The 26,489-nt window shown below is 35.7% G+C and carries 28 protein-coding genes; 8 read left to right on the top strand and 20 right to left on the bottom strand.

The features are described from left to right. The first annotated feature begins 1 nt into the window (after position 1). Genes CVULP_RS06995 through CVULP_RS06985 form a run of 3 tightly spaced genes read left to right on the top strand, consistent with a single transcriptional unit; the run spans position 2 to position 1,448 of the window. A complete protein-coding gene (locus CVULP_RS06995; protein ID WP_372712702.1) occupies positions 2 to 637 on the top strand; it encodes a DNA/RNA non-specific endonuclease in 636 nt (211 codons plus the stop codon). Further along, positions 637 to 1,254: a trimeric intracellular cation channel family protein gene (locus CVULP_RS06990; protein WP_099461137.1), complete on the top strand. Its 618-nt coding sequence runs from the start codon at positions 637 to 639 to the stop codon at positions 1,252 to 1,254. Before CVULP_RS06995 ends, CVULP_RS06990 begins: the two co-directional genes overlap by 1 nt. After that, complete coding sequence (locus CVULP_RS06985) at positions 1,251 to 1,448, top strand: EexN family lipoprotein (RefSeq protein WP_099461136.1); 198 nt, start codon at positions 1,251 to 1,253, stop codon at positions 1,446 to 1,448. The genes CVULP_RS06990 and CVULP_RS06985 overlap by 4 nt, the downstream gene beginning before the upstream one ends. 1 nt (position 1,449) lies before the next feature. On the opposite strand, the gene CVULP_RS06980 is transcribed toward CVULP_RS06985, so the two are convergent. From CVULP_RS06980 to CVULP_RS06935, 10 genes are read right to left on the bottom strand one after another with little or no spacing between them, the layout of a single operon-like run. Next, on the bottom strand, positions 1,450 to 3,258 hold the full coding sequence (locus CVULP_RS06980; protein WP_180753033.1) for a Na/Pi cotransporter family protein: 1,809 nt from the start codon (positions 3,256 to 3,258) through the stop codon (positions 1,450 to 1,452). Positions 3,259 to 3,267: 9 nt separating this feature from the next. After that, positions 3,268 to 3,702, bottom strand: a complete 435-nt coding sequence (locus CVULP_RS06975; protein ID WP_099507254.1) for a hypothetical protein — start codon at positions 3,700 to 3,702, stop codon at positions 3,268 to 3,270. Further along, positions 3,699 to 4,028 carry a rhodanese-like domain-containing protein gene (locus CVULP_RS06970; protein ID WP_099507255.1) on the bottom strand — a complete coding sequence of 110 codons (330 nt, stop codon included), beginning with the start codon at positions 4,026 to 4,028 and terminating at the stop codon, positions 3,699 to 3,701. Before CVULP_RS06970 ends, CVULP_RS06975 begins: the two co-directional genes overlap by 4 nt. Beyond that, entirely contained in the window at positions 4,025 to 5,866 is a 1,842-nt protein-coding gene (gene htpG / locus CVULP_RS06965) for a molecular chaperone HtpG (protein WP_099461133.1), read from the bottom strand. The genes CVULP_RS06970 and htpG overlap by 4 nt, the downstream gene beginning before the upstream one ends. A gap of 44 nt (positions 5,867 to 5,910) precedes the next feature. Further along, the gene (locus tag CVULP_RS06960; RefSeq protein ID WP_099461132.1) at positions 5,911 to 6,609 is read right to left on the bottom strand and encodes a lysophospholipid acyltransferase family protein; all 699 of its coding nucleotides are present in this window, start codon (positions 6,607 to 6,609) and stop codon (positions 5,911 to 5,913) included. Beyond that, positions 6,584 to 7,756, bottom strand: a complete 1,173-nt coding sequence (locus CVULP_RS06955) for an SH3 domain-containing protein (RefSeq protein WP_099507256.1) — start codon at positions 7,754 to 7,756, stop codon at positions 6,584 to 6,586. The genes CVULP_RS06960 and CVULP_RS06955 overlap by 26 nt, the downstream gene beginning before the upstream one ends. Continuing rightward, a complete protein-coding gene (gene purQ / locus CVULP_RS06950) occupies positions 7,753 to 8,400 on the bottom strand; it encodes a phosphoribosylformylglycinamidine synthase subunit PurQ (RefSeq protein ID WP_099461130.1) in 648 nt (215 codons plus the stop codon). The genes CVULP_RS06955 and purQ overlap by 4 nt, the downstream gene beginning before the upstream one ends. Before the next feature lie 9 nt (positions 8,401 to 8,409). Further along, the gene (gene purS / locus CVULP_RS06945; RefSeq protein ID WP_099507257.1) at positions 8,410 to 8,646 is read right to left on the bottom strand and encodes a phosphoribosylformylglycinamidine synthase subunit PurS; all 237 of its coding nucleotides are present in this window, start codon (positions 8,644 to 8,646) and stop codon (positions 8,410 to 8,412) included. A 9-nt stretch (positions 8,647 to 8,655) separates the two neighbouring features. After that, positions 8,656 to 9,366: a phosphoribosylaminoimidazolesuccinocarboxamide synthase gene (gene purC / locus CVULP_RS06940; protein WP_099507258.1), complete on the bottom strand. Its 711-nt coding sequence runs from the start codon at positions 9,364 to 9,366 to the stop codon at positions 8,656 to 8,658. Between the two features lies 1 nt (position 9,367). Then, complete coding sequence (locus tag CVULP_RS06935) at positions 9,368 to 10,690, bottom strand: S41 family peptidase (protein ID WP_180753036.1); 1,323 nt, start codon at positions 10,688 to 10,690, stop codon at positions 9,368 to 9,370. A gap of 91 nt (positions 10,691 to 10,781) precedes the next feature. On the opposite strand from CVULP_RS06935, the gene CVULP_RS06930 reads away from it, so the two are divergent. The 3 genes from CVULP_RS06930 to CVULP_RS06920 all read left to right on the top strand — a co-directional run bounded on the left by CVULP_RS06930 (position 10,782) and on the right by CVULP_RS06920 (position 15,256). Next, entirely contained in the window at positions 10,782 to 11,057 is a 276-nt protein-coding gene (locus CVULP_RS06930; RefSeq protein WP_099461156.1) for a metal-sensing transcriptional repressor, read from the top strand. Positions 11,058 to 11,140: 83 nt separating this feature from the next. After that, positions 11,141 to 13,714, top strand: a complete 2,574-nt coding sequence (locus CVULP_RS06925) for an ATP-dependent Clp protease ATP-binding subunit (protein ID WP_099507260.1) — start codon at positions 11,141 to 11,143, stop codon at positions 13,712 to 13,714. Positions 13,715 to 13,933: 219 nt separating this feature from the next. Beyond that, positions 13,934 to 15,256, top strand: coding sequence for a major outer membrane protein (locus CVULP_RS06920; protein ID WP_099507261.1), 1,323 nt, complete (start codon positions 13,934 to 13,936; stop codon positions 15,254 to 15,256). A 444-nt stretch (positions 15,257 to 15,700) separates the two neighbouring features. On the opposite strand, the gene CVULP_RS06910 is transcribed toward CVULP_RS06920, so the two are convergent. Beyond that, positions 15,701 to 16,726 carry a type II asparaginase gene (locus tag CVULP_RS06910; protein ID WP_180753038.1) on the bottom strand — a complete coding sequence of 342 codons (1,026 nt, stop codon included), beginning with the start codon at positions 16,724 to 16,726 and terminating at the stop codon, positions 15,701 to 15,703. A gap of 157 nt (positions 16,727 to 16,883) precedes the next feature. On the opposite strand from CVULP_RS06910, the gene accB reads away from it, so the two are divergent. Beyond that, complete coding sequence (gene accB, locus CVULP_RS06905; protein ID WP_099507262.1) at positions 16,884 to 17,336, top strand: acetyl-CoA carboxylase biotin carboxyl carrier protein; 453 nt, start codon at positions 16,884 to 16,886, stop codon at positions 17,334 to 17,336. Continuing rightward, positions 17,337 to 18,668 (top strand): acetyl-CoA carboxylase biotin carboxylase subunit, encoded by a 1,332-nt coding sequence (locus CVULP_RS06900; RefSeq protein ID WP_099461122.1) that lies wholly within the window; start codon positions 17,337 to 17,339, stop codon positions 18,666 to 18,668. It abuts the gene before it with no gap. Between the two features lie 218 nt (positions 18,669 to 18,886). On the opposite strand, the gene CVULP_RS06895 is transcribed toward CVULP_RS06900, so the two are convergent. The 9 genes from CVULP_RS06895 to hemB are packed head-to-tail and all read right to left on the bottom strand — an operon-like array spanning position 18,887 to position 26,481. Further along, positions 18,887 to 19,507 (bottom strand): formyltransferase family protein, encoded by a 621-nt coding sequence (locus tag CVULP_RS06895; RefSeq protein WP_213276711.1) that lies wholly within the window; start codon positions 19,505 to 19,507, stop codon positions 18,887 to 18,889. Between the two features lie 31 nt (positions 19,508 to 19,538). Further along, positions 19,539 to 20,000: a UDP-4-amino-4,6-dideoxy-N-acetyl-beta-L-altrosamine N-acetyltransferase gene (gene pseH / locus CVULP_RS06890; protein ID WP_213356893.1), complete on the bottom strand. Its 462-nt coding sequence runs from the start codon at positions 19,998 to 20,000 to the stop codon at positions 19,539 to 19,541. Further along, positions 19,997 to 20,830, bottom strand: a complete 834-nt coding sequence (gene pseG / locus CVULP_RS06885) for a UDP-2,4-diacetamido-2,4,6-trideoxy-beta-L-altropyranose hydrolase (protein WP_099507265.1) — start codon at positions 20,828 to 20,830, stop codon at positions 19,997 to 19,999. Before pseG ends, pseH begins: the two co-directional genes overlap by 4 nt. Beyond that, the gene (gene pseF / locus CVULP_RS06880; RefSeq protein ID WP_099507266.1) at positions 20,827 to 21,507 is read right to left on the bottom strand and encodes a pseudaminic acid cytidylyltransferase; all 681 of its coding nucleotides are present in this window, start codon (positions 21,505 to 21,507) and stop codon (positions 20,827 to 20,829) included. Before pseF ends, pseG begins: the two co-directional genes overlap by 4 nt. Next, complete coding sequence (locus tag CVULP_RS06875; RefSeq protein WP_099507267.1) at positions 21,504 to 22,763, bottom strand: (Fe-S)-binding protein; 1,260 nt, start codon at positions 22,761 to 22,763, stop codon at positions 21,504 to 21,506. Before CVULP_RS06875 ends, pseF begins: the two co-directional genes overlap by 4 nt. Beyond that, positions 22,763 to 24,118 carry an oxygen-independent coproporphyrinogen III oxidase gene (gene hemN, locus CVULP_RS06870; RefSeq protein ID WP_099507268.1) on the bottom strand — a complete coding sequence of 452 codons (1,356 nt, stop codon included), beginning with the start codon at positions 24,116 to 24,118 and terminating at the stop codon, positions 22,763 to 22,765. The genes CVULP_RS06875 and hemN overlap by 1 nt, the downstream gene beginning before the upstream one ends. After that, complete coding sequence (locus tag CVULP_RS06865; protein ID WP_099507283.1) at positions 24,105 to 24,605, bottom strand: DUF2603 domain-containing protein; 501 nt, start codon at positions 24,603 to 24,605, stop codon at positions 24,105 to 24,107. Before CVULP_RS06865 ends, hemN begins: the two co-directional genes overlap by 14 nt. Further along, positions 24,602 to 25,501 carry an ornithine carbamoyltransferase gene (gene argF / locus CVULP_RS06860; RefSeq protein WP_099507269.1) on the bottom strand — a complete coding sequence of 300 codons (900 nt, stop codon included), beginning with the start codon at positions 25,499 to 25,501 and terminating at the stop codon, positions 24,602 to 24,604. The genes CVULP_RS06865 and argF overlap by 4 nt, the downstream gene beginning before the upstream one ends. Next, complete coding sequence (hemB, locus tag CVULP_RS06855; RefSeq protein ID WP_099507270.1) at positions 25,498 to 26,481, bottom strand: porphobilinogen synthase; 984 nt, start codon at positions 26,479 to 26,481, stop codon at positions 25,498 to 25,500. The genes argF and hemB overlap by 4 nt, the downstream gene beginning before the upstream one ends. Positions 26,482 to 26,489 lie beyond the last annotated feature (8 nt).

The following is a 26,489-nucleotide window of genomic DNA, read 5'->3' as shown; positions in this document are numbered from 1 at the left end:
TATCATCTTGCTTACTATTTTTAGCATAAGTCTTTTTGCGAAATATGAATTAGACGAAGAATTTAAGGGCTATTTTAATGCCTTAAATTGTTCTATTGTGCTAAATAAAATTTACTATATTAATTGCTATGACTATCATCTAAAAGGCTCAAAGGCTCTAGCTTATGAAGTTAAAGCGAAAAATTTAGCCTTAAAGCAACTTAAAAAAAGACCAAGATTTGAAGAGGATTTTTCTTTAGCGAAAAAATATAGAACTCACTGGGAAGACTATAAAAATAGCTCTTATAGTAGAGGACATATCGCACCTAATGCGTCTTTTAGCTATTCTTTGGCTTCACAAAAAGCCGTATTTTTAATGAGTAATATTACGCCACAAAATTTTCAAATTAACAATAAAATTTGGAACGATATAGAAAAAAGAGAGAGGGAACTCGCGCGTAAATTTCAAAAAATAGATGTTTTAAATCTTATCCTATATGATGAAAATCCTAAACGCATTAAAAATTACATTGCCGTGCCTAGTTTTTATATTAAAATTTTTAAAGCAAAAGATTTTAAAGAGTGCTATAAAGTGCCAAATCTTGATGTTATAGATGAAAATATCAATACTTATCAAATTTCTTGTGAGAATTTTTAATGCTTTTAACCACGCTTTATATTATAGGAATTTCTGCTGAGGGTATGACGGGAGCTTTGGCAGCTGGACGGCATAAAATGGATCTTTTTGGAGTGATTTTCATCGCTTTGGTAACGGCGATTGGGGGTGGGAGTATTAGAGATGTGCTTTTGGGGCATTATCCATTAACTTGGGTTAAGCACCCAGAATACATCATTTTAATATGCTTTTGTGCGCTTATTGCCACTAGAATTCCGCGTCTTGTAACAAGACTTGAGAGCCTTTTTCTCACTCTTGATGCAATAGGACTTGTCGTTTTTAGCATACTTGGAGCACAAATTGCTATTAATGAGGAGTATGGTTTAATCATCGCCATTTCTGCTGCTGTGATTACGGGTGTTTTTGGGGGAATTTTAAGAGATATTTTGTGTATGCGAATCCCTTTAGTGTTTCAAAAAGAAATTTATGCTGGTATTGCTATAATTGCCGGTGCACTTTATTATGCCTTAGTGGTTTGGGTGCAACTTGATGTGCTTGTTTGCACCATTATAACGCTTATTGTAGGTGTGGGAGCGAGACTTTTGGCGATTAAATACCAATGGTCTTTGCCGATTTTTTCTTATAAGGAAGAGAAATGAAAATTTATGTTTTATTATTAACTTCTTTATTTTTCGTTGCTTGTGAGCAGACTAGGTCGCTTGAATTTTATGAGCAAAATCCGCAAATTGCTAGAGAAAGATCTTTAGAATGTCGTGATAAATCTATCATTAGTCAAGATTGTGTTAATGCCTATAAAGTCGGTTTTCCAAAAGATGAGAATATGAGCAAATGAGTTAATTTTCCTCTTGCTTTTTATCCTCCTCTTTCTTTTTAATTTCATCTTTAGAGAAGATGATTTCAACTGCTTCGATGATTTCTTCGGCTATTTTAGCGATAAAGGCTGTATCATTAAGGATAGAAATTCCCTCTGTTGTGGTGATTTTACCTTGTGAGAGGAGATTTTCTATTTTTTTCAGGGTTTCATTGTCGATTTCTTTTAATATTTCTTTTGCTTTTGTGAAATTTTTAATGATGAGATAAGCCTTTTCGTCTTCAACTAAACGCAACTCCTCTATACTTCTTAAGAGTTCCCCCAAATTCATTCTCATAATATTGTATTCATTTGCTAAATTTTTGTTTTGAGAATTTGAATTTTTTTTGATATTAGCTTGTATAATTTTGAGATTTTTAGTTGCTTCTGTTAAATTTTTAGCGGCAATTTTAAAGGCAAAAATGCGTTCATTTTTTTCTTCATCTTTGATGTGAAGCCCTGCTTTTGCGGAAAATTCCATTATAGCTTCAAAAAGGACTTTGATTCTTGTTTGGTAAAGGTAGTCCAAATCGACATTTTGTCTAAACCATTTTTTTGTTTTTATAATTTCGCTAAAGCTTAAATTTGAGCGAATGTCTTTACGATTAAAGCCTATGGTGTGAGCTATGATGGCATAAGTATTATTATAAAGATGCTCACTTTCTTTTCTTAAAGCCTCAATGGCTGTGTCTGGATAACGCGTAAGATTAGGGTCTAAATAAAGGGCTTTGTCTTTATTTTTATCTTTTGTGGCTTTGATAAAGTGATCTAGAAATTTGACAATATGTTTAATTAAAAGACCAAATAAAATCACGGCTATGAGATTAAAAAGCGTGTGGAAAACGGCAGTTTTAAGGGCAAAATTATCTTTTTCTATACCTATAAATCGGGCAATAAAATCAACCAAGATCACAAAATAAGGAAAAATAGCCAAAACAATTGCCGCAATGCCAAAATTAAAAATGCAATTTGCAACGGCAAGTTTTTTCCCCTCTATATTTGTGCTAAGTGAAGCAAGTAGGGCTGTTACCACACCTCCAACACTAGTTCCTAAAGTCGCTGCCAAAGCATTTTCGTAAGAAATTTGATGAGAAAGTAGGGCTGAGATGATGATGGCTAAAGTGGCGTGAGAGGATTGTATCACACCTGTTAAAATAGCTCCAAGTGCTGTAAATACAAGCACCCCCTTAAAACCCTCGACATTAAAACGTGCAAGATTGAAAATTTCTTTGACTTCTTCAAAGCCATTTTTAATATAATCCACTCCTAAAAAGAAAAAGCCTATGCCAATGAGAATTTGCCCCACTCCTTTAAAAATCACATCTTTTTGAAAAAAAAGCAAAACTCCAATAATAAGCATAGGGATAGCAAAGCTTGAGATTTTAATGCTTGTAATACCCACAATAAGCCAAGAACCAGCACTATTACCCAAATTCGCACCGAACATAATGCCAATGCCTTGAAGAAGTGATATAAGACCAGCCGAAAGAAAAGAAATACTAATGATAGAAACAAGCGAAGAAGACTGCATAATCACAGTGCTAACCGTGCCAAAAATAATGCTTTTTGGTGTTGTATCAGTGCTTTTTGCTAGAATTTTTTCAAGCAAACCACCGCTAAAGATTTTAAAACCTCCACTTAAATTCATCATACCTATAAGCAAAATAGCTACCCCCGCTAAAATGTTAGCAAGCTCATCATAAACCACAAGCATATAGGCTAAAAGAGTGATAAAAACGATAATGGCAATTTGTTTGATATATTTTAAGTCGCGTTTGTTTTCTTCTTGCAAATGCTTTCCTTAAGCTTTTAAGCTTTCAAAGGCATTCATCAGCCTTTCTCTTAAGGTATCGCTTAAATTTTCTGCATTTTTAAGATAACGCAAGATTGAATTTTCAAGCTCTTTTAAGAAGTCAAAAAGCTCACCTTGCCAAATGGAGTCATTTTTTTTACTCAAATTCATTGTTTGTATAAAAGTGAGCTCTCTACTTAAATCCCCAAGTGATTCTAAAAATTCTTCTTTTTTCTCGCTTTCTAAAAGCTCAAATTTTCCACTTTCTACACCTTCTTTTAAGGCTCTTATTTCCTCATCAATGATATCGCAAAATTTAGGATAAATCTCCGCTTTTATCGGCTCTAAAAGCTTATTTTCATCGATATTTAGTGTGAGTTTTTTCACTGCAAAATAAAGCGCTAAAAAACTTAGAGTCGCGATTAAAAGATAAAAGCCTATCATTTGATAAGCTCTTTTTTGTAGGCTAAAATGCCTCCAGCCAAATTTACACCCTTAAGCTCAAGCTCATCAAGCACTATTCTAGCTGCAATTTCACTTCTATGTCCGCTACGGCAAATAAAGGCTAGAGTTTTGTCATTTTCTTGGTATTTTGCTTTAAATTCCTCGATAAAATTTGCATTTAAAAGCCCCTTATTATCGAATAAAGCCACACATTTGACATTGTTTATAATTCCATCTTCTTGCCATTCACTTGGTGTTCTCACATCAAAAATTTGGTAAGAGCTTAAATTCTCATTCCAAATTGCGGGATTAATATGTTCTATCACGATAAAGCCTTAGTGATGATTTTGCTTAGGCTTGCATTAAATTCACTTGCATTTTCCACGCCCATACCCTCGCTAAGTTTTGCCATATTTAGGGTTAAAATAGCAACATCTGGGATAAAGCTTTCATTTTCTTTTAATCTTGAAAAAATACTATGCTTAGGATTTAGCTCCAAAATGGGCTTGACATTTTGCTCTTGACCCATTTGTTTTAAGAGTTGTTGCATAGCAAAATCAGGCTTATTTTTATCATACACTATGCAGCTTGGACTATCTTTAAGCCTTGATGTTAGTCTCACATCTTCAACTTCATCTTTTAAGAGTTCTTTAAATTTTGCAAGAAAAGGAGCGAAATTTTGCTTTTCTTCCTCACTAAGCTCGTTTTTATCCTCGACTTGATTAATTGCTGTGAATTTCAAGCCCTCAAATTCTCCTAACATAGGCATAATAATGCTATCAATCTCCTCATCAAGTAGCAAAACTTCGACATTTCTTGCTTTATAATCCTCAAGTAAAGGAGAATTTCTTAGCAAACTTTCACTACTACCCGTGATGTAAAAAATCTCTTTTTGCTCATCTACTAGGTCATTTTTATATTCTTCTAAGCTTCTTAAATCCGTCCCTTTAGAGCTTTTAAAATACATCAATTTTAGCAAACTTTCTTTCTCTGTGCTAAAGCCATAAAGTCCCTCTTTTAAAACTCTGCCAAAATTCCTAAAAAAGCTTAAATATTTTTCTTTATCTTTTTCTTTAAGCTTATGAAGTTCGCCTAGAATTTTCTTAACGCTCGCTTCTTTAACGCCCTTTAAAATGGCATTTTCTTGTAAAATTTCACGGCTGACATTTAAAGGCAAATCCTCCACATCGATAATCCCTCTTACAAAACGCAAATAAGTCGGTAAAAGTTCTTTATCATCATCGCTGATAAATACACGCTTTACATAAAGTTTCAAGCCACTTTGATAATCGACTCGGTAAAGGTCAAAGGGTGCATTTTGTGGGATAAAAAATAAAGAGTTATACTCAAGTTTTCCCTCGCTTTTTGTATGGATATAAAGTAAAGGCTTATTTGTATCGTGGAAATTTTGCTCGTAAAAATTTTCATAATCATTTGCCTTAAGGCTTGATTTTGACAGAGTCCAAAGGGCGTTTGCCTTATTGATTTGTGAGATTTTAAGCTCTTTTTTGGGCTCTTTATTTTCTTTTTGCTCCTCTTCGCTTAATGGCACAAATTCTTCTTTCTCCATAAAGATAGGAAATTGTATGTGATTAGAATATTTCTCCACTATGTTTTCAATTTTAAATTCGTTTAAAAATTCTTCATCTTTAAGATGCAAGGTTATGCTTGTGCCTTGTGTGTCTTTTTGTGCCTTTTCTATCTCATAACCACTTGCATCAGAAGTCCATAAATACGCCTTATCCTCTAAAGCTTTTTTGCTTAAAACTTCGATTTTATCCGCCACCATAAAGGCTGAGTAAAAGCCCACGCCAAACTGCCCTATGAGTTGAGAGTCCTTTTTTGCATCTCCGCTTAAATTTTCCAAAAAGCTTTTTGTGCCGCTTTTTGCTATTGTGCCGAGGTGGTTGATTAAATCGTCCTTATTCATACCTATACCATTATCGCTTATAGTAAGAGTTTTTTTGTCTTTATCAAGTTTAAGTTCGATTTTGGGTTCGAATTTTAAGTTTTTATACGCATCATCACTCACGCTTAAAAAATTAAGCTTATCTAAGGCATCACTAGCATTAGAGATGAGTTCGCGTAAAAAAATCTCTTTATTAGAATATAAAGAGTGTATCATCAGTTGTAAGAGTTGATTGACTTCAGTTTGAAATTGCATTCCTTATCCTTTTTTTTAAAATTTGACGCATTGTAGCAAAAAATTTACAATGAAATAGCCCTTTCTTGCTCCAAACGCTCTTGCATTGTTTTTCTTGTATTTTCTAGCCAATTTGCGTCATTTGTATCCACAAGTGGTAAGGCTATAAGCTTTAAAATTCCACTTTTTGCTTCGAATTTTTGAGTATCTAAGATCTTAGCAGAATCGACAATTAAAACGGGTTGCACCTTTAAATTTAATTTCTCGCTTAAAATCTTAGCTCCACTTTGAAATTTAAGCATTTTTTCACTTTTTGAGCGTGTTCCCTCAGGAAAAATTGCTAAAACTCTCCCAGCCTCAAGCCTTTCTTTAGCTTCTTTTAAAACACTCACTAAGGCACGAGGATTTTTTCTATCTATGCAAAGAAGTTTAGGTTTTTTAATGGCGATTTTAAACACAGGAATTTCACCCAATTCTTTTTTGGCTATCCAGCATAAATTTTTAGGATAAATACTCTCTAGTGCGATAATATCAAGTGCGCTTTGATGATTCATCACTAGCATTTGTGCGTCTTTGTGAAATTCGCCTATAAGCTCTATTTTGTAAGTTAAAACAAGCCTCTGCATTTTAGCCCAAAGACGGCGAATTTTCCAAATATTATTTTGATTTTGCGTGAAACAAAAGGCTATAATAACGCCACTCACGCTAAAAATAAAAAAAATCCAAAAGATTAAGGCTTTAATTTTTGAGTAAATCCACATCATTTACCCAGCCTATTTTTCCATTTTTAAGTAAAACTTTAATATAATTTTCTCTCTTTCCTAGAATTTCTACCTCCTCTTCTGCGTTGGTAGTATAAAAATAAGTCGATGGTTCAGTCGGTAGAATTTTAATTCTAGTATTTGCTTTTAAAAATCCATTGTGCGTATTTGTATCGACCAAAAAGCTCAAAGCAAAACTTAGTAAAGCAAAGCCTAAAATGAAATAATTTCTTTTGAAAATAAAAAGAATAGCCAAAACAAAAGCCAAAGCCCATAAAGCGTATTGCTTATAGATATTAAAATCCTTATTTGTAGGGTTTAAATCGCTTTGTGTGCTGATTTCATCATTAGAAATTTGAAGTTTGATGTTGAAATTTTCAAGTTTTTTGTTTTCTTTATTAAAATAAGAAAATTCAAAATGACTTTTATTTGCAGGAAAAATAGCATAATAAAATGCCTTTGAAGCGTTAAAATCGCCCTTATAATTTTCAATGCCTTGCTTTTGTACTCCGCTTACAAAAAAGCTTTTAAGATTCGCATTTGTAGCATTTAGCTCAAGCATCATAATGATATTTTTTTCATCAAAATAACTTGTCTTAACTTGCCCTACCTCCAAAGAACTTGCCACGATGTGAGCGTAAGTTTGATCTTTGGGCGGGTATTGAAAACGCAAAGCTTGAATTTGCAAACTAGCCTTTTGAAAAGCCTCGCCATTTCTTAGCATAGAAACGACAATTTGTTCTAAATTTGCATTAGCATCTTTAGCTTCAAACCATAGCGTATTTTTGTAAGTATCGTTAGAGATTTTTTGAAAAGGGCTTTTAGGGTTTAAAAAATGCAAACTGTCATTTTTGACTAAAGAGAGATTAAACTCAAATTTAACATCTTCTAAAGTTTTTGCATAAAGCTCTATGCTAAAGGCTTCACCGACATAAAAATTTTGTGGATATTCCTCGCTTGTTAGGACTAGACTCGAGTGCGCAACATAGTTTTCATAGGTATTATTTTCGTAATTTGTGCTTTCATCGCTTGGAGCGATATTTTTATAAAACTCTTTTTGGTTTTTTATCGTTTTTTGCTGACCCTCAAAAACGGATGGTTCTGCCCATAAACTTATGGTAAATAAAAATAAAACACTTAAGAATTTCAAGACAAAAATCCCTCAAACATCTTAAGCCCCACATCATTACCCAAAAGCTTTTCGCAAGCTCTTTCAGGGTGAGGCATAAGACCGAAAATTTTCCTAGTTTCATCGCAAATTCCAGCGATATTATCACAAGAGCCGTTGGGATTATTTTCATATTTGAGTGTGATGAGGTCTTTATCTTCTAAATATTTCAGTGTTGCTTCATCGGCATAGTAATTGCCCTCTCCGTGTGCTATGGGGAGAGTAATTAGCTCATTTTTATTCAATTTTTTTAAAAAGGCATTGTCATTAGAAATAACCCTTAGGGTTTGATTTTTAGAGATAAAGCTTAAATTTTCATTATGTTTCATCGCGCCCTTTAAAAGTCCTGCTTCGAGCAGAATTTGAAAGCCATTGCAAATGCCAAGTATAAAGCCACCTTTTTTAGCGTGCTTTAAAACGCCTTGCATAGCGGGAGCTAGTTTAGCAATAGCCGCACAACGCAAATAGTCCCCATAAGAAAAACCTCCCGGTAAAACGACCAAATCCGCCTCAAATTCCCTTTCTTCGTGCCAAATGAGTTGCACCTTAGCACCGATCTTTTCAAAGGCGTATTGAGTGTCAAATTCGCAGTTTGTCCCTAAAAATCTTATAATAGCAACTTTCATTTTTTCTTCTTAAAGTAAAATTTCATAATCTTCTATCACGCTATTAACAAGCAATTCTTCACACATCTTAGCTACAAGTTCTTTAGCCTTTTGCGTGTCATTTTCATCAAGCGTGATTTTAAGCTGTTTTGCCATACGTACTTCTTTAACCCCAGAGAAATTTAAAGAGTGTAAAGCTTTTTCTAAAGCTTTTCCCTGCGGGTCTAGGACGCCATTTTTTAAAAATACATTAACAATGACTTGCATTTTTATCCCTTAATTCAAAATTCTTTTTAAAACTTCTTCATAAGCCATTTTAACATTACCTAAATCTTGCCTAAATCTATCCTTATCAAGCTTTTCATTTGTCTCTTTATCCCAAAATCGGCAGCTATCAGGACTTATCTCATCGGCTAAAATGAGCTTATTATCTTTATCTAAGCCAAGTTCGATTTTAAAGTCTATCAGTCTTAAATTTTTTGTATCAAAAAAGTCCAAAAGTATGGAGTTAATTTTTCTAGCTATTGTTTTAATTTCTTCGATTTGCTCTTGATTTTTAACTAAATTTAAAAGCAAACAATGTTCATCATTAATGAAAGGATCGCCTAAAGCATCATCTTTTAAACAAAATTCCACCAAAGCAAAAGGAAGTTTTGTGCCGTCCTTAATGCCTAGCCTTTTAGTCAAAGAGCCAGTAGCGACATTACGCACGATGACTTCGATAGGCACAATTTTGCATTTTTTAACAAGCTGTTCATTTTCGCTTAGGGTTTCAACCAAATGCGTAGCGATCCCTCCTTTTTCTAAAAGATGAAAAAGCTCTGTGCTAATTTTGCAATTAAGCGCCCCTTTACCCGCTTCATTACCCCTTTTTTCGGCATTAAAGGCAGTTAGATCATCTTTAAATTCTGTGATGAGTAAAAATTCATCATCGGTTTTATACATTTTTTTGCCCTTACCCTCGTAAAGCAATTCTTTTTTTTCCATTTTACTTTCCTTTAATGTTTAAAATTTTAATGCTGTCAATCGCCGCTTTTAGCTGTGCGTCCTCATTGATTTGTTTTTTTGTGATGAGGTTTTTATCTTCTTTTGCGTCTTTTTTATCTTCTTTTTTTTCTAGCTTTTCAAGCTCACTCTCCAAATGCTGTTTTAAATCACTTTCTTTAATGCTAAAGCCATCTTCTTTAGCCGTTACCTTACCCGGAAAAACTTCTATATCCGGCTTTACGCCCACAGCCTGTATAGTGCGTCCGCTTGGGAGATAGTATCTTGCTATGGTGAGTTTTAAGGCTTCTGTTTTGTTTAGCGGTATAGTTTGTTGCACACTGCCCTTACCAAAGGTATTTTCACCTATGATAATGGCTCTTTTTAAATCCTGTAAAGCCCCACTTACAATCTCACTTGCACTTGCACTTCCGCCATTAACTAAAACAACTAGGGACGAATTTGAGATTTTGTTTTTAGGGTCTGCCTTATAATCCCTATTTTCACTCTCATTTCTACCCTTTTGAGAAACGATTATCCCTTTATCGACAAATAAATTTGTAAGTCCTATGGCTTGATTTAAAATCCCGCCCGGATTATTTCTTAAGTCCAAAATTACGCCTTTATTATCAGGGTATTTTTTAAGCTCCTTTCGTGCTTCATCGACTATATTTTTATTAAAACTTGTAACTCTAAGATATAAAATGTCTTCATCTTCTATTTTTTTGCTATAAACGCTTTCTATCTTAATGATTTCTCTTGTCAAATTCACATCAAAAGGCTTACTCGCTCCCTCTCTAAAAATGGTTAAGGTAATTTTAGTTTTCGGTTTGCCACGCATTTTATCCACGGCGTCTGTTAAATTCATACCCAAAGTGGCTTCATTATTGATTTTGAGGATAATATCACCTGATTTTATCCCCGCTTTATCCGCAGGTGTTCCCTCAATGGGAGCAACCACGCTCAAAGCTCCGTCTTTCATACCCACAGTGATTCCAAGTCCGCCAAATTCGCCACTCATTTGCATTTTCATATCATTATAATCTTTTTCATTTAAAAAAGAAGAGTGTGCGTCCAAATTTGTCAAAAGTCCCGAAAGTGATTTATCGACTAAATCGCTAATATTTTGCTCATCGACATAATACTGCTCGACAATTTGAAGTGTTTTAGTAAGCTTTTCCAAAGCTTCAAGGCGTTTTTGCATTTGTTCTGTTTTATCATCAGCATATAAGACATTTGCAAGCCCAAGACATAAAATAAGCGACCCCGTAAATCCCGCTAAAGCAGCGAGAATTTGTTTCCTTTTCAATACCAACTCCTTAAAGATTTTAAAGCTAAGATTTTAATAAAAATTTGTAAATATAAAGAATTTTCATTTTTTGCTACAATTTTATAAATTTCAAAAAGAAAGTAAAATTATGCATCATCACCACTCCTCCAAGCACATTAAGCAAATTTCAAACCGCTTAGCCAAAACCATAGGACATTTAGAAGCCATTAAAAAAATGGTCGAAAGCGACAAAGACTGCAGCGAAATTCTAATCCAACTCTCCGCCGTTAAATCCGCCGTTAATAACACTGCCACCGCCATTTTAAAGGAACATTTATCCCACTGCCTTATTCACGCTTTAGAAGAAAATGATCATAAAAGTTTAGAGGATTTGCATAAGGCTATTGATATGTTTGTAAAGTAAATTAAAAAAAATTATTAAAATAACTTGATATTAATAGACTAAAGTTATATAATACTTCCATTATAAAACTAAAAGGAGCTATTATGGCAAATTTACAAGATTTTCTCACAGATTCTATGCTTTCAAATGTTGAAAGTGCAGTCTCTTTAGCGATACATAGTAAAAATAGCGAAGTAGTCCCACTTCATCTTTTGTGGGCTTTAGCGGTGGATAGCACGAGCCTACTTTCTCAAATTTGTAATAAACTTAACATTTCAAAAGAAGCCCTAGAGCTTGAGCTTAAAAGTCAAATTTCTACCCTAGCTACAAGCTCAAATGTAAGCAGAGATAATATAAGAATTTCAAACGAACTTTTAAATTCCTTAGAAAATGCTAAGGGTTTAATGAGTGCAAACGGCGATAGTTATTTAAGTGTAGATACTTATCTTATAGCAGAAAGCAAGCGTTCTCCCATTAAAGAGCTTTTAGCTAAATTTATGGATTTAAACGAGCTTAAAAAAGAATTAGAGCTTTTAAGGGCAGGGCGTAAGATAGAAAGTAAAACAAGCGAAGATACTATGGACGCTCTTAATAAATTTGGCATAGACTTAACGCAAAAAGCTCAGCAAAATGAGCTTGACCCTATCATAGGTAGAGAAGAAGAGATAGAAAGAACTATGCAAATTCTCATTAGAAAAAGTAAAAATAATCCTATCTTACTAGGCGAACCGGGTGTTGGTAAAACAGCCATTGTAGAAGCCTTAGCACAAAGGATAGTGAAAAAAGATGTCCCCACTTCCTTACAAAATAAACGCCTCATCGCCCTTGATATGAGTGCCTTAATCGCCGGAGCAAAGTATAGAGGCGAATTTGAAGACAGGCTTAAAAGCGTGGTTGATGAAGTGATAAAAAGTAAAAATGTGATTTTATTTATCGATGAAATTCATACCATAGTAGGAGCAGGGGCTAGCGAGGGCAGTATGGATGCGGCAAATATCCTAAAACCAGCCCTAGCAAGAGGCGAACTTCACACCATAGGAGCGACTACGCTTAAAGAATATCGCAAGTATTTTGAAAAAGACGCCGCACTTCAACGCCGCTTTCAGCCCGTAAGTGTGAGTGAGCCAAGCATTAATGAAGCCTTAGCGATGTTAAGAGGCATTAAAGAAAAGCTTGAAATTCATCATAATGTAAGCATTACAGACTCCGCCCTAGTTGCAGCGGCAAAGCTTTCTAAGCGTTATATAAATGATCGCTTTTTGCCTGATAAGGCGATTGACCTCATTGACGAGGCTGCGGCTGAGCTTAAAATGCAAATAGAAAGTGAGCCAAGCTCCTTGAGAAAGGTAAGAAAGGAACTAGAAACCTTAGAGGTCGAAAAAGAAGCACTTAAAATGGAGCAAAATGAAGCAAATGAGAAAAGATTAGAGGAAATTGCCAAAGAATTGGCAAATTTAAAAGAGGAGCAAAACGCCCTAAACGCCCAGTTTGAAAACGAAAAAAGCGTATTTGATAGTATAAGCGTTAAGAAAAAGGAAATTGATAGCCTAAAAAACGAAGCAAATTTAGCGAAAAACAAGGGCGATTTTCAAAAAGCCGCCGAGTTAGAATACGGACAAATTCCAAGCCTAGAAAAAGAAGTCTTAAGCCTTGAAGAAAAATGGCAGCTTTTAAGTCAAAAGGGTGTCTTGCTTAAGAATAAAGTTGATGAAGACCTAGTCGCAGGAATTTTAAGCAAATGGACAGGCATATCCGTGCAAAAAATGCTAAAAAGTGAAAAGCAAAAATTCCTAGAGGTTGAAAAATATTTAAAAGAAAGTGTCGTAGGACAAGATAGGGCTTTAAACGCCTTAGCCAAGGCGATAAAACGCAACAAAGCAGGACTAAACGAGGGCAGCAAACCCATAGGAAGCTTTTTGTTCTTAGGACCAACAGGCGTGGGTAAAACGCAATCTGCCAAGGCTTTAGCGAAGTTTTTATTTGACGATGAAAAAGCAATGATTCGTTTTGATATGAGCGAATTTATGGAAAAACATAGCGTTTCACGCTTACTTGGTGCACCTCCGGGCTACATAGGGCATGAAGAGGGCGGAGAGCTTACTGAAGCTGTGAGGAGAAAGCCTTATAGTGTGATTTTATTTGACGAGGTAGAAAAAGCACATAAAGATGTTTTCAACATACTTTTAGGCATATTAGATGATGCAAGGGCTACCGATAGCAAGGGCGTGAGTGTGGATTTTAAAAACACTATTATTATCTTAACCTCCAACATCGCCTCAAGTGCCATTATGAATTTAAAAGGCAAAGAGCAAGAAGAAGCCGTAAAAGCAGAGCTTAAAAGTTTTTTTAAGCCCGAATTTTTAAACCGCCTTGATGAGATTATCACTTTTAACCCACTGGGCGAAAGTGAAGCGTATGAAATCGTCAAACTTCTCTTTAAAGATCTGCAAAAAAGCCTAGAAAACAAGGGCTTAAAAGCGACTTTAAGCAACGAAGCGGCTAAATTTATAGCTAAAGAGGGCTTTGATGAGGACTTTGGTGCTAGACCTCTTAAAAGAGCCATTTATGATAAGATAGAGGATAAACTAAGCGATATGATTTTAAGCGATACATTAAGCCTAAACGATACCATAAGCATAGATTTAAAAGAAAATGAAATAGTGATAAATAAAATTTAATATTATTTACTTATCATTAAGCTTTTAAATTTATCATTTCATCGTGTAAATTAAACATTCATAAGAACTCCTTAAAAGCCCTAGTTTAAAGCTCTGGGGCTTTATTTCTTATCTTTTTCTTTCTTGTTATTTTTGAATTTTAAGTCTTATTTAAGTAAAAAAGCTCATTTATATGCTATAATTTCGCCGTTTTATATCTTATTTTTAAGGAGAATTCTCATGAAACTAGTTAAACTTAGTTTAGTTGCAGCTCTTGCTGCGGGTGCTTTCTCAGTGGCGAATGCTGCTCCACTAGAAGAAGTGATTAAAGATATCGATGTATCTGGTGTTTTAAGATACCGCTATGAGTCAGGTAACATTGATAGTAAAGATGTTGCTGGTATGGATGGTGACTTATTAAATAAAAGTAAGCAGAACCACAAATATAGAGCACAAATCAACTTCAACGCTGCGATAGCTGATAACTTCAAAGCTTTCGTTCAATTAGACTATAATGCTAAGGACGGAGGTTACGGTACTCAGTATGGCACCATTAATAAAGGACAGCAAACTGAAACAACACATTTCTACAATGAGAGTGTTACAAAGCAAGGTTTAAACGTTCGCCAACTTTATTTAACTTATACAAATGAAGACTTCGCAACTAGCGTTATTGCAGGTAAGCAACAGCTTAACACTATCTGGACTGACAATGGCGTAGATGGTCTTGTTGGCACAGGTATCAAAGTGCTTAATAACAGCTTTGATGGCTTAACTCTTGCAGCTTTTGCGGTAGATAGCTTCAATTTTGATGAGCAACTCGGTGATGTAACACCATTATTTGCTGAAATCGGCAATTTTAATACTCAAGTCCCAGCAACAGCAGAAGTTACACATATTAAAGTAGGTAACCTTTATGGTGGTGCTGCTATCGCTTCTTATGAAGTTTTCGGCGGACAACTTGACTCTCAACTATGGGGTGCTTACTGGGATATGGTGGGTGCTTTTTATGCTTTAGATTTAGCTTATGGCACAACTATCTTTAGCGACATCAACTGGAAGCTTAATGGTGCTTATTTAGGAAACTACCTAGATAAAACTGATATTGAAAATGGTAATTTCTTTGCTTTAAGAGGCACTATGGAATGGAATGGCTTTGACGCTAGCCTAGGTGGTTTATACTATGGTGATAAAGAGCAAGCTACATTAACAATAATTGAAGATCAAGGTAATTTAGGGCATCTTCTTGCTGGTCAAGAAATTTTCTACACTGAAGGTTCAAACCTAAATGGCGATTATGGTCAAAATACTTTTGGTTACCTAACTGCTGGTTATACTTTTAACGAAGTATTGCGTTTAGGTGCAGATTTCGTTTATGGTGGAACTAAGACAAATGACCACATGAGCGGTGGTGAGAAAATGGAAGCTGTTGCAAGAGTAGATTATAAATACTCTCCAAAACTATCTTTCCAAGCTTGGTATTCTTACCTAAATGTTGATAGAGATGCAAACGGTGAGGGTAAAAAGGATACTGTAAGACTTCAAGCTCTTTACAAGTTTTAATTTTTATGGTATAATGCCATTTATCCACCCAGCCCCCTCCCTTTTAGCTGGGTGGTCAGCCCCTGCCCCCAGGGGCTTTTTTCGTTCTAAGCATATAAAATCCTAAAGATAACAATTATCCAAGACTTAGTTAAAAAATTATTCCCCTTTTTTATTTTCTTAGAAATAATAAGAATTTTGCATTTTATGATTTTATAAAACTTTTAGCAAATTATCCTCCACGCTATAAAATCTAGTTTTTATCCACCTCACTTACTGCCACATTTCCAGCCACTACACGAGAACTTACAGCAACTTTAAGCCCTTTAGCTAAAAGCTCTTTTAAAACTTCTTTTTGTGCTTCGTGTATGCTTACTATACCTTATGAATACGCAATGTGTTTTTGAGCGAATTTAAAATTAAACAATGTAAAGTTTGAACATAGGCTCTTTATGAGCCTATGTTTTAGTATTTTAAGAAATACTCTTGAATTTTCTTAGGATCGTTAGTCTTAGTTAAAGCCAACATTAGTAAAATTCTAGCTTTTTGTGGATTTAAATCTTCCGCACTGATGAAACCTAGCTTTTTATCAGCCTCACTTACTGCCACATTTCCAGCTACTACACGAGAGCTAACGGCAACTTTAAGCCCTTTAGCTAAAAGCTCTTTTAAAACTTCTTTTTGTGCTTCGTGTATGCTACCAGCACCACTTCCAGCGACTACTATACCTTTTGTGCCATTTTCAAATAAAGCCTTAGCAGCCACTGCACTGCCATCATTTGAATAGGTATAAAGAATATCTACTTTTGGTAATTCTTTAAGATTTTTCACATCAAAAGGTGCTTTTTTAGTGTGTGCTTTTGCGACATTGTTATAAAAATAAACTTTACCATCTACGATATAGCCTAAATCTCCAAAATCAGGCGAAGAGAAAGCATCGACATTTAAAGTATGTGTTTTTACCACACCTCTAGCACTTTGAATTTTATCATTCATAGCGACCATTACGCCTTTACCTTTAGCGTTTTTATCGGCTGCTAGAGCAACTGCATTGTAAAGATTTTTAGGACCATCAGCACTTATGGCTGTGCTTGGACGCATAGCACCAACTAAAACGACAGGCTTATCGCTTTTAATGGTTAAATTTAAAAAATAAGCCGTCTCCTCCATAGTGTCCGTTCCGTGAGTGATCACCACGCCATCAACTCCACTTGCGAAAAGTTTGTTAATCTCTTGTGCGAGTTTGAGTTGAATTTCATCACGCATATTTGAGCTGTCGATATTTGCGATTTGCTGACCTTGAATTTTCGCTAAATTTTGAATTTCAGGCACTGCTTTAATCAGCACATCAACACCTACAACACCAGCCGTATAGCCAGTAGTAGCAACCGCACTATCGATAGACCCTGCTATCGTTCCCCCTGTGGCTAAAATAGCAACTTTTGGCTTCGCTTCCGCCATACTCGCCCCTACTATGAAAAATGCAATCATACAAAGCAATAGTTTCTTCATATGTGCCTCCTTTAAGAATTTATCTCATCTTTGCGATGAAATATGCTTAATTTTAGCAAAAAAAAATCAATTTTAAATTTAAATTACTATTTTTTAATATAATAGCAATTTAAAGTCTTTAATATAGGAGAATTGTATGACTAAAGAAGAGATTAAAGAGCTTGTGAATTTGTTTGCTGAGGCAAATATTAGCAAGATTAAGATTAAGGAGCAAGACGGCTTTGAGATTGAACTTGAAAGGGATATGTGCTGTGATACTCCAACCCCTGTTTGTCCTCCCTCTGCTACTCCTCAACCTATTAATGTCAATGTCGTTAATGAAACCCATCACACCCCAACTAAAAATAATCAACCAAGCATTACAAGCCCTATGGTAGGCACTTTCTACCAAGCACCAAGCCCAGGTGCAGCACCTTTTGTCAAAGCGGGGACTAATGTGAAAAAGGGCGATACGATAGCCATTATCGAGGCGATGAAGATTATGAATGAGATTGAAGCGGAGTTTGATTGCCGTATCGTTGAAGTTTTAGTTGCGGACGGACAGCCTGTGGAATTTGGTATGCCTTTATTTGCAGTGGAGAAACTATAAATGGAAATTAAAAGCGTTTTAATAGCAAATCGCGGTGAAATCGCTCTAAGAGCCTTAAGGACGATTAAAGAAATGGGAAAAAGGGCTATTTGCGTCTATTCTGAAGCAGATAAAAACGCCCTTTATCTCAAATACGCTGACGCAAATATCTGCATAGGTAAGGCAAGAAGTGCGGAGAGTTATCTTAATATCCCTGCCATTATCACAGCGGCAGAAATTGCGGAGGCAGATGCGATTTTCCCTGGATATGGCTTTTTAAGTGAGAATCAAAATTTCGTTGAAATTTGTGCCAAACATAATCTTAAATTCATAGGTCCTTCAGTGGAGGCGATGAATTTAATGAGTGATAAAAGCAAGGCAAAACAAGTTATGCAAAGGGCTGGTGTGCCTGTGATACCCGGAAGTGATGGGGCTTTAGCTGGGGCAGAAGCTGCGAAAAAACTTGCAAAAGAAATAGGCTATCCCGTTATTTTAAAAGCGGCTGCTGGAGGCGGTGGGCGTGGTATGCGTGTGGTGGATAATGAAAAAGATTTAGAAAAAGCATACTGGTCAGCTGAAAGTGAGGCGATGACGGCTTTTGGGGACGGGACGATGTATATGGAAAAATATATCCAAAATCCTCGCCATATCGAAGTGCAAGTTGTAGGAGATAGCTTTGGCAATGTCATACACATAGGCGAGAGAGATTGCTCTATGCAAAGGCGTCATCAAAAGCTTATCGAGGAGAGTCCTGCCATTTTGCTTGATGAAAAAACTAGGACAAGACTCCACGAAACGGCGGTAAAAGCGGCAAAAGCCATAGGCTATGAGGGAGCTGGGACTTTCGAATTTTTGGTAGATAAAAATTTGGATTTTTATTTTATAGAAATGAATACGCGTTTGCAAGTTGAACACTGCGTAAGTGAAATGGTAAGCGGTATAGACATCATAGAATTGATGATAAAGGTTGCCGAGGGCTATGCCTTGCCTCCACAAGAAAGCATTAAATTACGCGGCCATAGCATAGAATGTAGAATCACAGCCGAAGATAGCAAGACCTTTTTGCCAAGTCCGGGTAAAATTACCAAATATATCCCACCAGCAGGGCGTAATGTGAGAATGGAAAGCCATTGTTATGAGGGCTATGCTGTGCCGCCTTATTATGACTCGATGATAGGCAAACTTGTCGTGTGGGGAGAGGATAGAAACACGGCTATTTCTAAGATGAAAGTGGCTTTAAATGAACTCATTGTTGGGGGGATTAAAACCACGCGTGATTTTCATCTTTCTATGATGGAAAATCCAGATTTTATCAATAATAGCTACGATACGAACTACCTCGCAAGACATTGAATTTGTAGCCTTAGGGCTACAATGTTAAGTTTATATTTTTGCGATAGGTTTTATTAATTTCAATAGGCTTTAAACAATTTTAAAAATTTTTGTTTTGGTGTGTTTGTTTGCTTGTAAGTTGTGATGTGAAATGCTGCTTAAATTATGATTTGTTATTGATATATTATTAATATAAATTTAATAATTACTTAATAATAATTTATTTTTTAATGCTAAAACTAAATTTCCTCATAAATCTTTAGCACAAATTTTTTACCTTTGTGATAGAAAAAAGCAGGGAAGTCTTCGTTTGAGCAAATGCGTAAAAGATTAAATTGCTCTTTTAAACTTTTATCGATGTTTAATTTGCTATCTTTAGGGCTTCTTTTAGGGTAAAAGCTCTCTACACCACTTTGCTTTTTTGGCTTTAAATTGGGATAAAGTTTTAAAAAATCTTCACAAAGCTCTAAACTAAAAAAAGCTTGTTTAGCTCTTAATTCCTCATAAAGCTCATCGCCTCTAAGCTTAAGCGTTTTTTGTAGGTAAATGTCCCCGCTATCTACCCCCACACCTGCTTCAAAAAGCGTGAAAACAATGTCATTTTTACCCTCTAAAATTTGATGAAACATAGGCGACCAACCCTTTCCTTGCGGGAGTTTGGAAGCGTGTATGATGAGATTGTGTTGATTAAGGCTTAATAAATTTGGCGAAATAATTTTATGATAAGATAAAATGAAAACGACCTCATAGCCCCTTACTTTCTCGTATGTATCAAAAAAATCCGCTCCAAGTCTTTTTGCAAATTCTAAAGCCTTTTCGTAAAACCATTGCTTAGGAGAAGTTACGAGGGCGATTTTCACGAAGCCCTCCTTAAAGGGTTATGATAAAGGGCTACCCCCCCCCCCCCCGTATTTTACAAACATAAAGCATTTTTTCGTCCTCATTGATGATTTCAAAGCCATTTTTAAGATACAAAGTTAAAGCCTTTTCATTTGTCTTAAGCACGCAAGCATTAAGCTTTTGCACCTTTAAATGTGTAAAAGCATAGTTTAAAACTTCATTCATTAAAAACTGCCCTACGCCTTTTACACAGGGCTTTGCATAAAGTCCAAATTCACAAGTTTGAAGACTGATATTGAAAAGATGTATCACGCCTATGCTCTGTCCCTCTTTAAAAACTACAAAATAACGCTTACTGATATCATTTTTAAGGCTCTTTACAAATTGCAAATGTTCCTCTAGGCTAATATTTTGCGTTTTCATAAAAGCTGCCACGCTTTTATCATTACGCCATTTTAAAAGCTCCTTAAGCTCGTTTTCACTAAGAGAGATAAAATTTCTAAGCTCTATCATCGATATTCCACTTCATAGTTTTTTTCTAAAAGCCACTGGGCGAGTTTTTCTTGATTTTTCTGGGTGCAAATGGCTTTAAAATTCGCCTTTAAAAGTAAGGCTTCATTGACTAAACTTGAAGCTTGGATAATGAGTTTTTTACTTTCATTCATCGTCTTAGCAAAATGTTTTAAATCCACCGCCAAAGTGATATTTGCCTCATTTTGCTCTAAATGCTTTAGGGCTTTTAAATTTTTATTTGCACTTGTCGTGACGATGAGAATTTTTAGGCTTTTGGGAAGATCAAGTGCAAGTTTGGCGGAGAGATTTTTACTATCTGTGCCACCCATACAAATGAAAATATCCCAGATTTTCTTACGCTTAATCCTTGCCTCCTCATAAAATTCCTCCCTGATTAAAGCATAAGAAAAACCGCACCTAAGCTCACAAGTAGCAGGAACTAAATTTTTATAAAACGAGGCTTTTGCATAGGCATTGACATTAAGCAAAATATCACAAAAATGAGGTTTTAACTCATCATCAAAGCTTAAAATTTGCACCTCACACAACGCCTTAATCGCCCTTTCATCTTGCTCACTAAAATCATAATGATCAAGCACTAAAAGTTCAAAATTCTCCTCTTTAATCAACTCACAAAGTTCATCTAAACTTGCTCCCTCAAGCAAAAAAACCTCATTAGGAATTTTTTCTATGATATTTCCCTCAAGCTCCAAACAAGCAAAGCTTACCTCGTGTCCTAGCTTTTCATACTGCCTTGCTAAAATAAGACAACGCTGTATGTGTCCGTGTCCTAGCTTAAAAGAACTATCCGCACGAATGAGAATTTTCACAGCAATGCCTTATTTAACGCAAAAAGTTTTTTTGCAAATTCTAAATCCTGTGGCGTGTCAATGTCACAAACCAAATTTCTTGCTAAGACATACACGCTAGAATTAGGCGTGAAAATCATCTCTTCCTTAAGCCACGCTTCTTTTTTACCAAAATAAAACGCCCCCGCATCGTGATACGCCCTTTCTAAATCCTGCGAGCGTGCAAAATACTGACTCTCATCAAACATATAAACTTTTTTTTCTTTTAAATAAAACGCCCTTTGTATAGGATAGTCAAATTCCACAGCACTAAACAAAAAGCTAAAATCACTCTTAATAAATTCTTCATAAGCCTCTTTTAAAAGCTTTGCATTAAGTAAGGGAGCAGTAGCGTAAAGACAGCAAATATTTTCATATCCAGCCCCTATTTTTTCGCTAACGCTTTTTATAACCTTAGAGCTTGAGCTAAAATCATCACTTAGCTCCTTTTCCCTCATCAAAGCCCTCGCCCCAAAAGTCTCTGCCACTTGCAAAATTTCTTCATCATCACTAGAAACCACAACTTCCTCAAAAACACCTGAATTTAGGGCATTTTCTATGCTATAACTCATCAAGGGTTTGCCACAAAAATCAATAATATTTTTTCTTGGAATTCGCTTAGAGCCTCCACGCGCTGGGATAATGCAAAGATTTTTCACCGCTTTAAAGCCTCTGCGATTAATTCAAGAGGGCTTTTAAAAATCGCCTTGCTTTGATTTTGTGTGAGGGCGTTTGAAATTTGCATTCTACAAGCAGAACACTCCGCACTTACCACACTAGCACCGCTTTCATCTATCATTTTAGCTTTTTTAAATCCTACTTTTAAGGTATTTTCATAATAATCACTTTGCATACTCACGCCCCCAAAACCGCAACAAGCATTAGAATCACTCATCTCAACAAAGCGGTAATTTGCTTTTAAAAATTCACGCGGTTCTTTAAAAACTCCTTGCATTTTCCTCGCGTGGCAAGGGTCGTGATAAGTCAAAAGTAAATCTTTTTTTCCCTTAGTTTTTAAAAGCTCTAAAAGGGGTGTTTTTTCATAAAAATACCAAGTTGCAAGCTTGATTTTAGGAGCGATTTTAGCCGCTCTTTTAGCCCACTGCTCCTCTTTTATCATCGTAAAAAAATGCTCCAAATCCACACTTAACATCGCCGAGCAAGTCGCTTCAGGAGTGATGATATACTCCACACTTTCAAGCTTTTTTTCAAAATACTCCACATTTTTTTTTGCTAGAATTTCAAGGCTTTTAAAATCCCCTGTAAAAAAATGTGGCGCCCCACAGCAAACTTGTCCTTTCATCAAATCGACATTAATTTTAAGCTCTTTAGCTATGCTAAGCACGGCTTTTGCACTCTCTATATAAAAATAATTTGCCAAACAGCCCACAAAAAAACCAACGCTTTTTTCTCCGCCATTATCGATAAATTCGGTGTTTTGATTTAAAAAGCTTTTTTGCTTAAAACTAGGCAAAAGCCTGCCTTTTTTGATAAAGGGTAAAGAAAAACGCGCCTTCATACCAGAATTTTGCAAAGCAAAAGCACAGCTTTGAAATACAAAACCAAATTTAGCTGCTATATCAAGGGCTTTTCGCCTGCGTAAAAAATAAAGCAAAAGTCTTTTATACCACGCTATGCCAAATTTCTTAGCGATGTCATAACGCACCGCCTCAATGGCATTATCAACCCTAATGTGCGAGGGGCAAACCTCCACGCAATTCGTGCATAAAAAGCAGGATTCAAAAACCCTTTTTGCCTCTTTATCAAGCTCTAAATTTCCCTCTTTATAGGCGGCTAAAAGGTCTAAAAAACCACGCGGAGAATTTATCTCATCGCGTTTGATTTGATGAATAGTGCAAGTAGGGATACATTTACCGCATTTTACGCAGCTTTGAGAAAATTTTGTAAAGTCCATTATAAAGTCTTTGAAAATACTTTTTTTTCTTCGCTAATGTTTTTTAAATACGCATCAAAACACATTGCGATATTTCTTATAAGCATTGTGCCTGTTTCATTGACCTTAATGAAATCATCTTCAATACTTACAAACTCATCATATTCCTTAAGTGCTTTTAAATCCTCTTTAAAATACGCCTTAAAATCAATGCCAAATTCCCTCTCTATCTCCTTAATATCTAGCTTAAAATTTGCCATCAAAGCCATAATAACAGCCTTTCTAAGCCTATCATCATCACTAAGTAAAACACCCCTTTCAAAAGGCAAAACACCCCTTTCAATCGCCTCTTCATAGGATTTTAAATCCTTGAAATTTTGTGCATAATAATTTTGCCCCTCACCTATGCTAGTTAGTCCAACGCCCACTAAATCCACACCCCCCTTAGTCGTGTAGCCTTGAAAATTTCTATGCAAGGTATTATCCTTTAAAGCCTTAAAAAGCTCATCATCTTCCTTAGCAAAATGGTCCATTCCTATCATTTTATAGTGATTTTGCCCCAAAAATTGCTCACAATATTCTAAAATTTGCAATTTCACATCAGGGCTTGGTAGGGTATTTTCGTCAAATTTTCGCATATTTTTCTTAAGCCACGGCACATGTGCGTAATTAAAAATCGCCAAGCGGTCAGGGTCTAAAAGCAAAATTTTGTCTAAGGTTTGCTTAAAACTTTGCAAATTTTGAAAGGGTAAGCCATAAATTAAATCGATATTAACGGACTTTATCCCCCTGTTTCGCACCTTTAAAAGTGCTTCTTTTGTCAAATCAAAAGGTTGAATTCTATGAATTTCTTTTTGCACTCTTTCGTCAAAATCCTGCACCCCAAAGCTAATGCGGTTAAAGCCATTTTGCACCAAAACATCGGCTTGTGCGTCATTGAAAAAACGCGGGTCTATCTCACAGCTTAGCTCGGCTTCTTCGTCAAAATAGGGGAAAATGCTTTTAATTTTTAAGATCAAGCTTTCTAATTCCTCAGCAGAAAAAAATGTCGGTGTGCCGCCTCCAAAGTGCATTTGAACAACTTTTTTTTGTGTGTCTAAGAGAGAACTTAAAATTTCAAGCTCTCTAAAAAGATATTTTAAATAACGCTTTTTACTTTCTTCTTTAGCCGTGTAAATGACATTGCACCCACAAAAATAGCAAGCACTCCTACAAAAAGGCAGATGAAAATATAAAGAAAGATTGCGTTTTGATTCTTTTAAGCATTTTAAATACTCTTCATAGCTAAATTTTGTGCTAAATTCCACAGCCGTTGGGTAGGAAGTGTAACGCGGACCAGCCTTAGAATACTTTACAAAGGCCTTATAATCTTTCATTTTGCAAACTCTCCATCATCATATTCATATCGATAAATAAATTTGGGTGTTCTTTTTTAATGTCTTCGAGTAAGCGGTCTAAATCGACATTAGTCCTAGCTACCCCAGTAACACTTACAATCCTTTCAACAGCGTCCATCGCCACAGCCCAAGCGTCATTAAAATCCACAGGCATTTGCTGATAAATCGCCTTTTCAAGCCTTAATTCAAAAATTTCTTTTTGATTTTTCTTAATGGTATCTAGCAAATTATTAAGACTACGCAAAGAAGTTAGCGCATGTGTGCCACCATCTTCATCGATGATAAACCAAGGCTCGACTCTATTAAGCTTGCTATTTTTAAGCCTTAGTCTATACTCATTTTCTTCAGGAAGCATTTCAAAAATCGTCAAATCTCGCTTTTTCATACCTAAATACTTGCTAAAATCATTAATCTCCGCCACAGCACCTTTTGGTTTTTTTGTTATGGTTTTTTTAATTTCTTTCATTTTTCTCTCTCCAAAAAACACAATAAAGCCTTTACAACAAAAAGGCGGTTTCTCGCCTCCTCAAAAATCACCTCGCTGTGTAACTCAAACAGCTCCTCACTCACCTCATAGCCCCTATAAGCGGGTAAGCAATGAAGCAAAATCGCATCTTTTTTCGCTACACTCATCGCATCTTTATCGATGATAAAGCCCTCAAAATCCTTGATTTTCCGCTCCTTTTGCTCCTCTTCACCCATAGAAATCCAAGTATCCGTAATCACAACTTCCTTATCCTTGATAGCCTCGAATTTATCATTTGTAAGAGTGATTTTCGCTCCGCTTTTTTTCGCATTTTCTTTCGCAAATTCCAAAATTTCAGGGCGAATGTGATAGTTTTTAGGTAAAGCAATGCTTAATTCATAGCCTAGTATTGAAGCGGCGATAAGCCAAGAATTACACATATTATTACTATCTCCTACAAAGGCTATTTGACCTTCTTTTTGATACTCTTGCATTGTTAGCAAGTCACCTAAAATTTGCGTAGGGTGGTATAAATCACTCAAAGCATTAATCACGGGTGCTTTTGAGTATTTAGCAAATTCCTCCAAACTTGCGTGGCGATTAACCCTAAGCATTACAAAATCGACCATAGAGCCTATAACTCTCGCCGTATCCTTAATAGGCTCTCCTCTACTAAGCTGCAAATCATTAGCATTTAAAAATAAAGCCTTTCCACCAAGCTCTGTAATGGCTAATTCAAAAGCCATTCTCGTGCGTGTGGAATTTTTTTCAAAAATCATAGCCAAAGTTTTATCTATCAAAAGTTTTTCGGGCTTTTGCTTTAAAATTTTAGCGTGATGAATCAGGGCTAAAATTTCTTCTTTGCTAAAATCTTTTAGGCTTAAAAAATGTCTCACGCTTCTTTCCTTAAAATTTGTGCGATTTCTTTAGTGTGATAAGTGATGATAAGCTTTGCGCCCGCTCTTTTAAAGGCTATCATCGTCTCCATAAGCATTTTTTCATAATCAATCACCCCAGCCCTCTTAGCGGCTTGAAACATTGCATATTCGCCACTTACATTATAAACGCAAAGCGGTAAATTTGTATTTTGCGAAAGCTCTTTTACCACATCTAAATACGCAAGGGCAGGTTTTACCATTAAAATGTCCGCTCCTTGTGCTTCATCTTCTAGGCTTTCCATTAGGGCTTCTTTGCCGTTGTGAAAGTCCATTTGATAGCTTTTTCTATCTCCATAACTTGGGGCGGAATTTGCCACCTCTCTAAAAGGTCCATAATAACTTGACGCAAATTTAGTCGAATAGCTCATAAGAGGCAAGTTTTCATATCCAGCCTCATCTAAAGCCTCGCGTAAGCTAAGGATAATGCCGTCCATCATTCCGCTTGGTGCTATCATATCAACGCCTGCTTTAGCGTGGATAAGGGCTTGTTTAGCTGAAAGCTCCAAAGTCGCGTCATTATCCACACTTTTACTTTTTGGCTCTATGATGCCACAATGTCCGTGTTCTGTATATTCACAAAAGCACAAATCGCTAATGATAAAAAGCTGCGGATACTCCTTTTTAATAGCCCTAATAGTCCTTGCAATGAGGCCATTTTCATCTAACGCTTCACTTCCACAACTATCCTTTTTTTCCTCCTCTATCACACCAAAAAGAATAATGGCTTTAATGTCTAGCTTTACAAGTTCCTCGCACTCTTTTAAAATCATATCTAAACTCATTTGAAATACGCCGTTCATAGAGGAAATTTCATTTTTAACTCCACTTCCCTCCACGACAAAAAGAGGATAGATTAAATCGCGAAGTTCTAAAGAATTTTCCCTTAACATTTCTCTTAAATTTGCATTTAGTCTTAATCTTCTAAATCTTTTAAACATAATTTGCC

The organism is Campylobacter vulpis, assembly GCF_014217995.1.
GTDB classification, from domain to species: Bacteria; Campylobacterota; Campylobacteria; order Campylobacterales; family Campylobacteraceae; genus Campylobacter_D; species Campylobacter_D vulpis.
Note: the sequence above shows the minus strand (reverse complement) of the source record. Positions and strands in the feature narration are given on the sequence as shown.